At 41.2% G+C, this 14037-nt stretch carries 10 protein-coding genes; 9 read left to right on the top strand and 1 reads right to left on the bottom strand.

From position 1 onward, the window contains the following. Position 1: 1 nt before the first annotated feature. A complete protein-coding gene (locus ACH11B_RS14795) occupies positions 2-2014 on the top strand; it encodes a hypothetical protein (RefSeq protein WP_377609843.1) in 2013 nt (670 codons plus the stop codon). 1 nt (position 2015) lies between these two features. Next, entirely contained in the window at positions 2016-4844 is a 2829-nt protein-coding gene (locus ACH11B_RS14790; protein WP_377609844.1) for a hypothetical protein, read from the top strand. Between the two features lie 228 nt (positions 4845-5072). Here the strand turns inward: ACH11B_RS14790 and ACH11B_RS14785 are convergent, their stop codons facing one another. Next, a complete protein-coding gene (locus ACH11B_RS14785; RefSeq protein WP_377609846.1) occupies positions 5073-5660 on the bottom strand; it encodes a hypothetical protein in 588 nt (195 codons plus the stop codon). 77 nt (positions 5661-5737) lie between these two features. Between ACH11B_RS14785 and ACH11B_RS14780 the strand changes: the two genes are divergently transcribed. From ACH11B_RS14780 to ACH11B_RS14750, 7 genes are all read left to right on the top strand, one after another. Further along, on the top strand, positions 5738-6934 hold the full coding sequence (locus ACH11B_RS14780; RefSeq protein WP_377609848.1) for a head maturation protease, ClpP-related: 1197 nt from the start codon (positions 5738-5740) through the stop codon (positions 6932-6934). A 48-nt stretch (positions 6935-6982) separates the two neighbouring features. Then, positions 6983-8077, top strand: coding sequence for a hypothetical protein (locus tag ACH11B_RS14775; protein ID WP_377609850.1), 1095 nt, complete (start codon positions 6983-6985; stop codon positions 8075-8077). A 13-nt stretch (positions 8078-8090) separates the two neighbouring features. After that, positions 8091-8678 carry a hypothetical protein gene (locus ACH11B_RS14770; RefSeq protein ID WP_377609852.1) on the top strand — a complete coding sequence of 196 codons (588 nt, stop codon included), beginning with the start codon at positions 8091-8093 and terminating at the stop codon, positions 8676-8678. An 83-nt stretch (positions 8679-8761) separates the two neighbouring features. Continuing rightward, positions 8762-9595 (top strand): hypothetical protein, encoded by an 834-nt coding sequence (locus ACH11B_RS14765; RefSeq protein WP_377609854.1) that lies wholly within the window; start codon positions 8762-8764, stop codon positions 9593-9595. 3 nt (positions 9596-9598) lie between these two features. Further along, positions 9599-10747: a hypothetical protein gene (locus ACH11B_RS14760; RefSeq protein WP_377609855.1), complete on the top strand. Its 1149-nt coding sequence runs from the start codon at positions 9599-9601 to the stop codon at positions 10745-10747. Then, on the top strand, positions 10725-11306 hold the full coding sequence (locus ACH11B_RS14755) for a hypothetical protein (protein WP_377609857.1): 582 nt from the start codon (positions 10725-10727) through the stop codon (positions 11304-11306). The genes ACH11B_RS14760 and ACH11B_RS14755 overlap by 23 nt, the downstream gene beginning before the upstream one ends. Before the next feature lie 244 nt (positions 11307-11550). Then, complete coding sequence (locus ACH11B_RS14750) at positions 11551-14037, top strand: hypothetical protein (RefSeq protein ID WP_377609859.1); 2487 nt, start codon at positions 11551-11553, stop codon at positions 14035-14037.

The raw sequence follows: 14037 nt of genomic DNA, 5'->3' as shown, positions 1-14037 counted from the left end.
TATGAAAGAGCTATACCTTAACAATATGCTGGTTGACCTTCCGCAAAATGATGAACCCATTGCCTTGCAATCAGCTGTCTTCATGCTTGGGGAAGTGGAAAACCGGAAAGCATCGATAAGTAACACAATAGTATTGCCTTGGAGCGAACGAAATAGACGCATTTTAGAATTCATTGATATTACCGCCATCAATACTAATAACCCATATATAAAGCTAAGAGCTAAGCTGTTGCAAAACGGAAAAGAACTGATCTCATTTGGGAGTGCAGAGATAGTCCAAGCTGACGAAAAGGGAATAAAGGTGATAGTGTACAATACCATCATAGACTTTTTTGAATACATTGGTCAAAAAAGTCTTTCAGCTCTGGACCTGTCGATTTACAATCACCCTTATACCATAGAAAGTATTAGATCATCCCAATTAAATACGGAAGGTTATAAGTATCCATTTATAGCTTACGGGCAATTGCCTTTGTTCGCTGAGGATGTCAGTACAAAATATCTATCTGTTAAATTATTCAGGCCAGCTTTTTTCGTAAAAACGCTTTTTCATCAAATAATTACACAAGCGGGATACACTTACGAAGGCAATTTTTTAGAAGAGCAAACCTTTGTCAGAGAAATAATACCGTTTTCCAATGACACATTTTCGCTCCCAAAGGATTATGATTTCGATCATTTTGCCGGACTTGCCAGAAGTAACCAAGCTGTTTCATTTAGTGATTGGCTATGGGATTCTAGACCGGCTCTAAATTTACAGGTAATAGATGTCGATAATGCAAACAGTTTTTTAGCAAATGTAGATGGCACCCAATATGTAGCTCAAGCAAATATTCAGGTTAAAGTAACTTTTCGGTTTAATATCGTTTACAAAGGTAATGATTGGGGTGATTTTGGAGCTCCAACGATCAGACTTGGTATCCAGAAAAGTGATCCCAATTATACCGGTATGGGACCTGGGGGTAGAGTCGGAGATCCAGGATGGCCATTTATAGCAACAAAGGGTTATTTTCCAAAAGATAAAGGAGTTGAATATAGGGAGAATGAGCAAACAATTACTGCTGATGTTTTCCTGAAAGAAGGTGACGCAGTGAGATTAAGAATTAACGGAAAGCAAACAGGTTTTGCCTTAGATGTGACTATCGACAGCGGCTATAGTATGGAAGTTATAGCTGTAGAACGAGAACTCATTTATGGAGAAACCGTTGATATTGCGGCTAATCTACCTGAGATTAACCAAAAAGATTTTATCAAGGATATCCTGCAACGCTATTGCTTAGCTCCAATTGTACAGACTAGCGAAAAACACATTGTTTTTAAAGATTTTAATGAATTGTACGCCAGGAAGACAGACCCTTATATATGGGATAATAAAAAAGTAAATGATCGACCTCAAATATCATTCAAAATTTCCGATAAATATGGACAAACAAGTAAAGCTGTATTCAAAGATGATGATGCGGTACAAGAAGGTTTAGGTGCCGGAACCTTAATCATACGAAATGAAAATCTCATTCCGGAAGCAACCATTATTACAAGTGTATTCGCAGCGAGTGAAACCGTCCTTGCGTATGGTAACTCGATTTCATCAATTAACAAAATTGAGAATCCAGATCACGAAAACGACGAATATAAGTTTTCGATAAAAACTCAACCACGCATACTGCTTGATAGATTGGTTTTCGATCCAACCCTTTTGCTTAGAAATGGTGATCAGCTTGAGAATCCCGAAAGTGGAGGCTTGTTCAGTATGCCACTATTTTCTTCGTCCGATGATTTCGATATGACGCTTTCTTATGAATACTTTCTTAACAACTATTATTTCCAATTTAAAAGAATGCTCGTCGATAGTAGGATAGTAAGACAATATTACCTTTTAAATGAATCCGATATCGCGGACCTGGATCATTTCCGACCATTGTATGATACGGAGTCTGGTCAAAACTTCTACATAAATAGCGTTGATGAATATATTGAAGGAGAACCGTGTCAGGTCCAATTAATAAGAATGTAAGATGGCAGAGGAAAGAAGTAGAATAATATTGGAGGTTGGTCTTGATCCGGCACAGTACGCGCAGCGGGCAAATGAGATCGCTAAAACAATAGATAACCTTAAAAAGCAACAGGCTGACCTTCGTAAAGAAGGACAGCTGGGAAGTGTTCAGTATACCCAAAACGCTCAACAGTTAAGAGCATTACAGAGCGAATTAAAGGCTAACGTTACCTTGATGGATCAAGCAGCGAATAGCAACAATGCTTTACGCGCCCAGCTATCCATATTGACAGCTGAGTATAACGCTATGTCTATAGAGCAGAAGCGTAATACCGAGGAAGGCCAACGACTTCAAAAACAGATAAAGGCTATTTCTGACACCTTGAAGGAAGAGGAAAGTGCCATAGGAGACAACAGGCGTAATGTAGGTAATTACAGGGATGCTGTAAAGGGATTAGAAGGTCAGTTGGGTGCACTTATCCTTCAATACGAAAGTCTGGATAAGACGGAAAGGAAGAGCGCTCAGGGAAAAGAACTTCAGGACAAGATTGAAAGCGTTACCGAAGCACTAAAAAACGAAACCGAAGCTTTAAAAGCGGCTGAAGAAGCCCAAAAGAAAGCAGAAGCGGTTACCGTTGAGCATACTAAAGTTAATGCAACTTTCAGTGAATCTCTTAAAGATATTATATCAGAATATATTCCGTTCAATGGTGAGTTATTATCTGGAGTCAAAAACTTCTTAAAGCTAACTGGTAGTATAGATGCTTCCAGTAAATCATTGCGAGTACTAAAAGTTGCATTAATATCGACTGGTATCGGTGCAATATTAGTATTGATAGGGTCTTTAATAGCTTACCTTTCAAAAAGTCAAACAGCCATTGATAAAGTTAAACAGGTTCTATCAGGTTTAGGTGCGGTACTGGACGTCGTGTTTGATAGATTTGCAGACTTCGGATCCGGGATTGTCAAACTATTTACTGGAGATCTGAAGGGCGCATTAGAAGATTTCAGAAAGTCTGTTAAAGGTATCGGTGAAGAGATGGCCATAGAGTTTAAGCAAGCAATGGCCATTGCTAAAGGCTTACAGGATATCGAGAAAGCTGAATCAAGATTGAATGTAGAGCGAGCAAAATCAAAAGCGCGTATTAGTGAGCTTAAGTTTATTTCCGAAGATGTTACCAAATCAGAGAAAACCAGATTGGATGCTACCAAACAGGCTTTGGGTATTGAGCAGAATCAATTGAACGAGAGCATTCGCCTTCAAAAGGAAAAGATCCGACTGATGAAGGAACAGCTATCTATGACAAAAGCAACGGAGGCTGATTATGAAGAAGTAAGACAGGCGGAGATCGAGCTTTACGGAATGCAGGAAGAGAGCACTGAAAAGCAGATCGAACTAAACAATAAGATTAATTCTATCAGACAAGAAACTGCACAGAAGGCGCAGGAAACTCTTGAAAAACAAAAAGAGCTGGAGAAGGAGTATGCTGATTCCGTTGCGCGTACTGCCCAAATTACGATGACCGCCAGGCAACGAGAAGTAGATGATTTGATCAGATCTTTCCAAGAGCAGATCGAACTCCATAAAAATAACCATCGGCTAGTTGAGCAATTGGTAAGAGAGCGAGATGCTAGGTTGGTTGCTCTACGGAAACAATTTCAGGAAGAAGATCTAGTTGCTTTACGTGACAATCTTCGAACACTGGAAGACATTCAGATTTCATCTATTAAAAATCAAGGTGAACGTGAGCTTGCGGAGCTGAAAGTTAACCACCAACGTCGGTTAGAGCAACAGGATGAAACGATCACGGACCTAGCCGAACGAATACAGGCCGGTGAAGAAGGTTTAACTGAAGTATGGGAAAGCGCGCTTAAGGTTCGGGATGCGTTGGAGTCAGAATATGAACGCCAGCGTACAGAAAAATTAAAAGAGCAGGCTGATGAAAGAGTTTTAAAAGCCAAAGAGGAAGCTCTACGGATACTGGAAGCAAGAGCTTCCACAGCGGGAACGGATCAGGAAAGACTGTTGGCCGAGCAGGCTTATTTAGATGCTTCATACCAACTGCAGATTGATGCTGCGCTTAGAGCCGGTCAGGACACGACAGCTATTAAGATGGAGTACGAAGCGCAAAAAAGGGCTCTAGATAAAGAGACAAATGATTTAGCTCTTCAAAATTTCAACTCATTCTCAACAAGTTTCCAAACCGCACTAGGTAAAAATTCGAGGGCTGCAAAAATTGCCGCCGATGTTCAAACGAGGGCTAATGCGGCACTCCAATTACAGAACAATATACTGATCATTCAAGAACAGGTAAAAGCCGTTGCTTCACAAGGCAAATTGCTATGGCCGTTAAACCTTGTTGCCATCACAAGTACATTAGCAGCACTTGGTGCTGGAATTGTAGCAGCTAGAAACTTATTTAAGCCAATGACAACCGAAGTACCTGGTTACAGCGGTGGTGGGCAATTTATAAGCGACGGCAAGGGGACGGTATTGCCCGGTTATAGCAAAACGGACAATATCAATGCAAAACTAAGATCCGGAGAAGGAATTATAGTATCTGAAGCGATGAGGGTTCCATCTATCAGGAATCTACTAAGCACGATCAACACGTCGTTTGGAGGTAGAGATTTCTCAGTGCCCGGTCCAACACCTCACTTTGCCAGTGGCGGTATATTCGACGGAGGACTAACGAGGGCGTTTGCAACACAAAATGCAGACAATACCCTTGCTTCAGCCAGGATGATTATGTCTATTATCAGAGGTCTTCCTACTCCAGTAGTGAGTGTCAAGGAAATTATAAGTGCAAGTGAACAAGTAAACAACATTGAAGTTAAGAGAACCATATGAGAAAAGTAATTGACGTGATAGAGGATTTAGAAAAGAGCGGAGACCTACAATTGCTTCATAAGAACGGATTTATCCCATCCAAAATATTGTTCTACCGAGAAATTTATAACTACGTAACGTCAAAAACGTCTAGCGGTGTACCTAGAATGACAGCTATAACATGGGCCGAAGAGACGTTTCAATGTGCTCAAAAAACAATTTATAATGCATTGCGGATCTTTAAATAGCCTAGAATTGATCATTGGGTCTTGTCATTCTCATTGCTATTTGCTTATAGTAATTTTTATATGCAAAGACCCTAATCCCTTGTGCGTATCTATTACCTAAGGTGTCGCTATATCCAAAGTAATAATCAAAATAGGGCCGATTATCTTCAAAATATATAGAGTCGTATTTATTATTATATTCAAATTTATCGAATGAGCACATGAAGCGAATCGTTTGTCCAGGCACGAAGGGTCTATCTGTTGGAATTTTAAGCTGTTCATTATCATATTCGATTATATCAAAATTACTTTTAATCAATTCAACTCGAACATCATGCACCATGTTTTTTTTTAAGAGAATCTGTAGAGAGATACTAACTGTGTTTTCCATTAAATCTGGATCTACAGTGTGCTGCGATATTGTTATCTCAAATTCAGGAAAAAGATTTGCAGTATGGCTTTTAGCTTCCATTCTCTGAACTTCCATCTGACTTTTTAGTGTTTGACGTTGAAGTATCAATGTCCATAACAGTCCACATATTCCTAAAAACCCAATAACAACCTGTAACCACTCAGTAGGACTTGAAAGTTCAAAGTAAAAATTAAACATATTTATTTTTTTTCGAAAGTAGCTATTTGTAAAATCTATTACAATATCCGTGTCATTTATTACTGCTCCTTTGATACGTGACGACAATCAAAATACACGACGGAGTTGACGATTGGGGATGGCCATACTACATAGGCTATTACCCATTGGATGCTGCAACTATAATCAAACAGATTGAAGCAGCTGCTGGTGATGATCTTAAAATCCGCATCAGTTCGGGAGGTGGGTTTGTGTCTGCCGGGTGGGAGATTTACAACGCCATTATGCTTTACAAGGAAGAACATAGTGCACGCGTCACCGTGGTAATCGATGGTATCGCTGCCAGTATAGCTTCGGTTATAGCAATGGCTGGAGATATTGTAATCATGATGCGGGGATCCCTTCTGATGGTACATAAGCCTACAAATGGAATTTGTGGAATGCTCGATGCCGACGAGCTGAAAAAAGAAGCGGAAATGTTGGATAAAATCCAGGATGTCATAGTTGACATATACGCATTCAAGTCGGGTCTGGACGAAGACCTTATCCACGAAATGATGAACGAAGAGACATGGCTAAAACCAAGCGAAGCGCTTTCTCTAGGTTTCTGTGATGAGATAGCTTCGGGATCTGCTATCAAGGTTATAACCAACTCCCTACAGCCTTACATGAACAATATGCCTCGAGATATGAGGACATACTGCAATAGACTTCTTATTAACAATAATTCTAAAATGGCTACAAAAAAAACTAGCAAAACCCTTATCAAGGAGAACAAGAGCATTGTCAACCGGGTTGTACGTGCTTTCAAGGACATTTTCAAGTTTGAAAACGCTGAAGCTGAAACAGCCGACGGCGGAACCATCTATTTTGATGGTGAACTCAATGTAGGTACAGCGGTGTATGATGATCCCGAAATGACTGAAGTAACAGCCGATGGAGAGATCGAACTTGCAGATGGTAGAATCATCACGGTTACCGATGGTGAAGTTTCTGCCGTGGAAGAGGACGAAGAAGATGACGCTGCAAATGGTGGCAATGATGACCAGGTTCAGAATAAAGGCCGTCTGCGTCAACTTCAGAATAAAGTGAAAGACCTGGAGACCGAAAACACTGAGCTTCGTGAGCAGCTGGAGGAGGCCAACTCGATCCTTAACAAGATCAAGAACGTAAAAAGCGCGGGCAAACCAGCCAACCGCCAACAGAACTTTTCAAAGGGAAAGGAAACCAACCAGGCGGATAATTTTCGCGAGGAGATGCGGAAAAGACGGGAGTCCTACAAAAATAAAAAGTAGGCCAACGGGTGTATAAACTTATTCATTGACTTTTAACAACTACTTATAATGGCAAGTACTTTAGATCTAACCAATGTTGAATTTACCTTTGAGCAGGTCAAAGGCATAAAGGAGGCAATCTGGGAGAAAGTTTTCAACAATCCTGCGCTTGAGCAGTTCCACACAGTGGTTCCCGGCATCGTTGCCAAACGTCAGATCGTTATATTGGGTCTTCTTGGACTCTCTGGTAAAAAATCAGCTGGATGTGCTCCTGATGAAAATCCAAACCGTATACCAAGTTCCGAAAAATTCTGGGACCCTCAATATATAGAGGATCGATTTGTTGAATGTTTTAAGGACTTACTAGATAAGTTCACCGTCTACGGCTTAAAGAGTGGAGTTGAAAAAGCGGATTTAACGGATACCGACTTCGCTAACTTTCTCGAAAGTCGAGTTGGAGTAGCTATGCTCGAGGCGATTCTGCGCCTTATCTGGTTCGGAGATATTACTGCTGAAAACGTCGCTGATGGCGGAGTGATTACCGACGGTGTGGATGTGGAATACTTCACTCCTATTGATGGTTTCTTTAAGCAAATATTCGCCATTGTAGCAGCCAACCCTGAGCAAAGAGTCACTATTGCTAAGAATGCAGGCGCTACCTATGCTGCTCAACGATTTGACACAACAGATACTACCAATAGGGTAGCAACAAACATTCTTCAAGGATTACTGGACAACGCAGATGAACGCTTAGTTGATACAAATGTAGAGGGCGAGCCTGAAGCAGATGTATTCATCGTCGCAACAAAATCATTAGTTGACCAGTACAAACGCGAAAGACGTGCGAACGATAACGTAGATATCGCTTACGAGCGTACAGAAACAGGTTTCAAGTACATTGAGATCGACGGCGTTCGTGTGTTTGCGTTCAATTTCTGGGATCGCACTATTAAGGCGTACCAAGATAACGGCACCAAATACAATCTACCACACCGCGCAGTCCTTTTAGACAGACGTAATATGCAAGTAGGTGTAGAAGAGGAGAACGATCTTGCTCAGCTTGATATCTTTTATGACAAGCGCAATAAGGAAATGGTAATGGATTACGGATTTAACCTTGACGCGGTCCTTGTTGAGGACTACAGGGTGATGGCCGCTTACTAAGGAGGGATTGATTATGGCTACAACTTGCGGAAAAATAGCGAAAGACCAATTGTACGATTGCAACAATCCCATATTTGGCGGTGCTGAATCTACAATTTACATTTTTAACCGGGATGATATAGATACGATCACCCGTGATGCGACCAATCCTTTACTTGTTACCGCCATTGCACTTAAGGCCAATGCACGTGGCTATAAGTACGAAGGTATGAACAAGTCAACTGCTCCCCAGGTGGATCTTGTTAAGGGAGACTATTCGACTCGTTTTAATCATATTGTTAATTTCTTAGTGTTCAAGAACACTTCTGAAACAAAACAGGAGATCATGAAGATGGCGGTAGGTGCCTTTTTCGTGATCATAGAGAATAAAATGAAGTCAGGGGACAGTGTATTTGAAATTTACGGTTTGGACCAGGGATTAGAGCTGGCTGCTCAGACCATAAGAAACATAAATGATGCTGCATCAGGCGGAGCTTGGACGCTCCAGCTTGCCAGTGTCACCGATCAGGAAGAGCCAAGACCACCTGCATCATTCTTCGTGACTGATTTAGCAGCTACGAGAGCGGCAATTGCAGCATTGACTACAGAGCCTACACCCTAATCGGTCAAAATCTTTCATTTAAGGGATGTTTTTATTGGGTTGGGGCGGCTCTCATGAGTGTCGCCCCTTTTTTACTTAAAATCATGAACAAAAAATCATATTTCGAAAGAATCCAGGAACTGAAGGGCAAGGCCCGTTTGATCCAAAATCGTGACGAAGCAACTATTTCTGAACTTGAGAGCCTTTACAAGGCTGTTTTCAAAGATTCGATCAAGAAGGGATGCGGAGATTGCGCAGTAGCCGCTTACGGTAAGCTGATACGACTTACTGAAGACCAGGTTAACACTATGTCGACCAAAAAATTCGTGCTCAAAAAAAATGTAGCCATACAGCTTGAGTTTGGAAGTGCGGAAATGATCTCGAACGAGACATTAACAGATGATTTGGCAATCCGGTTGTTGAGCAAGCGTCCGAAATTGATTTCTGAATTCGAAAAATATCCGGTTGGAGAGGATGGAAAGGTTTTACTGGAGCTACCTACATCAGAGATTAATGCGGCTGAGGACGACGAACCGGTAGCAGATCCTAACGCTAACAGTAATGATCCAGAAGGCAAAACTGATCCGCTCAAAACTGGTGAGGTACCTGATGATTCGGAAGATGGTGAGCCAAAAGAAGATTCGACAGTACATAAGCTCGAAGAACCAGAAGCCAAAGATTCCGATAGCGGAACTGATAGCGGAGAGCCTGGTTCTTCTGAACATGAAGACCAGGACAAATCCAGAGAGGTTAACCAAGCATCAACCGGAGAGCAGCCAGTTATGGAGACGGATAGTGACGGTAGGGCGGCTTTAGTAGAGCAGCTATCAAAAGCTGAAGAGATCTACAACGCTCTTCCCAAAAACCAAAAGCTAACCAAAGAAGGACAGGAAGTCAAAAAGCAAATCGACGAATTCAAGAAACAACTGGAGGGATAATAGATGATTGCCAGTATTCCAAAAAATCAGGTACGTAAAACTTATGCGAAGGTTAAGCAGTATGATATCCAGGCATATGATGAGGACAATTTATATCCTCAACGAATGGACGATATCCTAAAGGCTTCTTCTACTACATTTTCGTGTGTCAGGGTATATGCCAAGTTTATCAGGGGAAAGGGATTCAAAGACACTACCTTTTACAAGTCGGTCATTAATGATGAAGGGCTTACCTGTGATAAGCTGCTGAGAAAGTTATCGGAAGATTTTGCGGAATATCAGGGCTTTGTTATCCTGGTCAATTACAATGCACTTTATCAGATCTCTGAACTTTATTTCGGGCCGTTTGAAAATTATCGTCTGGGGCTCGACGAAACTGATCATGCAGGCCTTATAGCTGAATATTTCGACTGGCCGAGAAAAATAAAGAACAGCATTAAAAAGGATGATATCAAATGGTATCATCCTTTTAATCCTGATCCGGTAATTATCGAAAAGCAAGTTCTCGCTGCCGGTGGTTGGGAGAATTATAACGGGCAGATTTTTTACTACTCTGTAGACCAAAATGGCTATCCTTTATGTTCTTTTGATCCCGTTCTGGAAAGTGTTCTTGCAGAAGTGGATTCCGATAGGACTACAAGGAACAACTTAAAGAACAATTTTTCGGCCAAAACAGTGTATATCCGCAAAGGCAAATTCGAGGACGAGGACGAAAGGCAGGAATTTCTCGGTAACCTGAAGACGTTTGTTGGTCCGGATGGAAGCCAGATTATGATGATCGAGACTGAAGGTGAGACGGGAAGCGGTGGAGAAGATATTGACGCGCCTGAAATCAAGGAAATACCTTCAGCTCTGAACGATAAGCTGTTCGAATATACAGACAATAAGGTAATGAGAAAGATTATGCGCAATTATCTCATTCCGGCAATCCTTCTATCCATCACAGACGGTGGTTACTTCAACCAGCAGCAGCTTCAGGATGCAACCAGGTACTTCAACACAATAACAGTTGACGAAAGGATTCTTTTCGAAGAGGTCTTCAGAAGACTTGGGCAATTGTTCCACACAACTATTAACCCATCCGGCGATTACAGCATGATGGAATTGGACGACTTTAATTTAATAGAAGATGGATCTGCTAATAACGCTTAGTGATTTTACAGGGCTTGTTGACGTTTCTTCAAATATAAACGCTGAAAGAAGGGTGAATACCCACATTAAAAATGCACAAAAGTTTGACCTTGGGCTGATGCTTGGAGAGGCTCTTCTATATGAATTCATAAAATATATAAAATCATATAACGACGAAATCGCCTCGAATCCTGCACACACCGCAACACCAACCGAACAAAAATACCTGGATCTGCTTAATGGTAAAATTTATAAACTGAACGGTAATGACGTTGCTTTCGAAGGTGTAAAACCGGCATTAGTCTATTATTCTCATGCTCGAATCCTGGTTAATCAGAACATCCACACTACCGCAACAAACATTGCCAAAAAACTTAACCAATATTCGGAAACGGCCGAAGAGAAAGAGATCATCAGACTCAAGACCGATGCCGAAAGTGTAGCCTGGGGCTACATGAATGATGTAAAAACTTTTCTTAACGCAAACAAAAGCCTATATCCGCTATGGCTCAAATCATGCCATTGCGAATCTAAAATAAAAAGAAGTGGTGCACGCATAACTGCTGTTTACAATGGATAAGAGAATAAAGGATTTAACAGTTGCTACTTCTGTAGCACTCAACTATCTAATTGCTGTAGATGCAGAGGGTCTCGTCGAATCCAAACGGATTTCATTGGACCAGCTGAAGATGATTTTGGGGATCATCGCTACAAGTGGAATAGAAGGAGTAGTACCTTCTGAAAGTTTCGATCCTCCAGCTCCTCCTGGAGGGTCTACTGTTGTATATTTTGCAAAGCCAGGAACGTATCCAGGTTTTACCGGATTGGATACATTGACTGATCCATTAAACTTAATCACCTGGGATGGAACTACGGCCCAGGGCTTGGGAATTGATATCGGCGTTGATTTGAGCGATTATGCGACAAAAACTGACTTAGGGGTATCTTTTGATTTTATAATTTCTAAAGATGGATTTTATCAGGCAAACAACACTTATAATAACAGCACTAATTGGAAAACAATAGAAATATATGCAAGTACCGGATCTGTTGATTATAGTCTATATGGGACTATTTCTGACACAGGTAGCAATCTAATTACCTTCTTAGATAAAAGTAGAAACGTCGTGGGCAGTGTACCAGCTACTCTTATTAATAGCATCCATACCGGTAGCGCAAATATTCCAGCCAATACCCATATAGTTGCGGCCTCCACCAATAATACAAATCAGTCTTCCTCTTTTGTAAAAATAACCAGTTCGTCCGATTCAGTTCCGTCAATAAACGCTGAATTATTGAGAAAGGCCGATTCTGGATATCTTCCTTCAGAATCACCTAAAACTTTAAAACAAGTAGAAGCGCTGACGAAAATAGTTGATCTGGTTAGCACATTATTCCCAGATAATGGGTTCTATACGCCTTCGGGAGATTATAATCCCGCGGAAACTTGGAAGAGCGCTACACTTAATGATATTTCAGAGGGCACCCTGATAACATATAGGGTTTATTCAACAGGTAGTTCAGGCGGTGCGGCAATAATAACATACTTTGATTCTGACGGGGAAAAGATATCAAGTGTAGACGCTACGGGGGCGGGAGTTACTTTAAAGACAGGCTCTTCAACTGCGCCTTCAGGTACCGTAAAAGCAGTTATATCAACGTTTGCTGCAAACGTATCTGATTCCAATTATAGTTATACAGCGCAGACATCATCGGTCATCAATGACATCTACGGCGAACTTGCCAAGAAGGAGAACATATCTCAGACCAGAATATTAACTGTATCAAAGTCATTACCTCCAGGGACATTGACATTTAATTCAATAGCAGAGGCGCTAGCGGCCTGGGAAAGAGGAGACGTTATAGAGGTTTATTCGGGTATTTATGTAGAAAATTCCCTTGCACTTCCTAACGGAGTGGATATAAGAGGGATTGGTAACGTAGAGATAAGAGGTTATTTACCGGTAACAAGTACTACAGCGGACGTTGATGCCAAGTCCACAATTGATTTTCTGAACAGCGGTACTCTTTCAGGCCTTACGATTACCGCTAAGAATATGAGATATCCCATACATTCTGATTTCGGAGACCCTAAAGCCGTTCAGGTCCTAAATAATTGCAGGATAATCCACTATGGAAATAAGGAGATATACGATTATAGGGTTGCTAACAATATACCTTCACCAAATAATGCAGCTAATGTATGGCTTGCTCAATCAGCTTGGGGGTGCGGTACCCAGGCGGGCAGTCGGATACAACTCAATAACTGCTATATCGAAAGCTATCTTAGAGCATTTAGCACACACAACAATGCGTCTTATGATGTGACAAGTGGATACAGCTACATTGAATGCAATAACTGTCAGATAGTGTCTAAAGGATTGAAATTGGATGGTTCAAAACTTCCGTTCAGTCCTTCGGTATTCGTCCAGTCACTGGCTAGTAATACCGATGATGTAGTTGTTCTCAACAATTGCACGGTAAACGGATTTATCGTCCTGCAATATACTTCCTCTGATTGGAGGGAGTTTACCCAACGTATCGAAGGAAATGGAAACGGGCACCTCATGCAGATAAGACATACCGCAGGCGGTAACAAGACAATGACTTATCAGACAACGTCACAGAATAGTTTTGTCATCAAAGTTACGTCAGCAACAAATAATCCTGTTGTCCCGAGCGGAAACCTTGTTCAAACCATGTTCGGTTCTACTTACGATTCCATAGTTGGATCAAACCTGATTAAAGGGTACGTTAAGGGTCGAAAAAAACATTCTAACGTATGGCAAGATATAAACTCATATTCAGCGACAAAATCGATCACCTTTACAAGTGGATCTGATACTAAGACGGTGACAATAAGTACCACATTAACAAGTGCAGGACAATTGGTTACATTGATGAACAATGCGTTCGGCACAGGGTCGTTTGTCGCTGAACTATATTGGACCGGTTTTGACTGGTGGCCTAATTTATCTGATGAAGTAGGTGTTTATTACAATTCAGGAACACAGGACATACTACGAGGAAGAGCAGTAAAGCCAAATGGATTTAGTGACATAGCATCTATGACTTCATCGGATCAAGCAGGTGATTTCTTTGGTATTGCATTACAGGACATTCCTGCCGGGTCTATGGGTTATGTGAAATTTAAAGGCTACATGCTGCGAATATGGGCTGATGGGCTTTTTGGCATTTCGTTAAGTAACGGAGACCAAATTGGTGTACAAGCTGACGGCTCGTTCGCTGTGGGAACGGGTTTGATTGTATCCGAGTGTGTGAGCAATGAAAACATTTCAATTAACATATAA

The sequence above is a fragment of the Olivibacter sp. EAT-5 genome, from assembly GCF_044784325.1.
Lineage (GTDB): Bacteria > Bacteroidota > Bacteroidia > Sphingobacteriales > Sphingobacteriaceae > Olivibacter > Olivibacter oleidegradans.
Note: the sequence above shows the minus strand (reverse complement) of the source record. Positions and strands in the feature narration are given on the sequence as shown.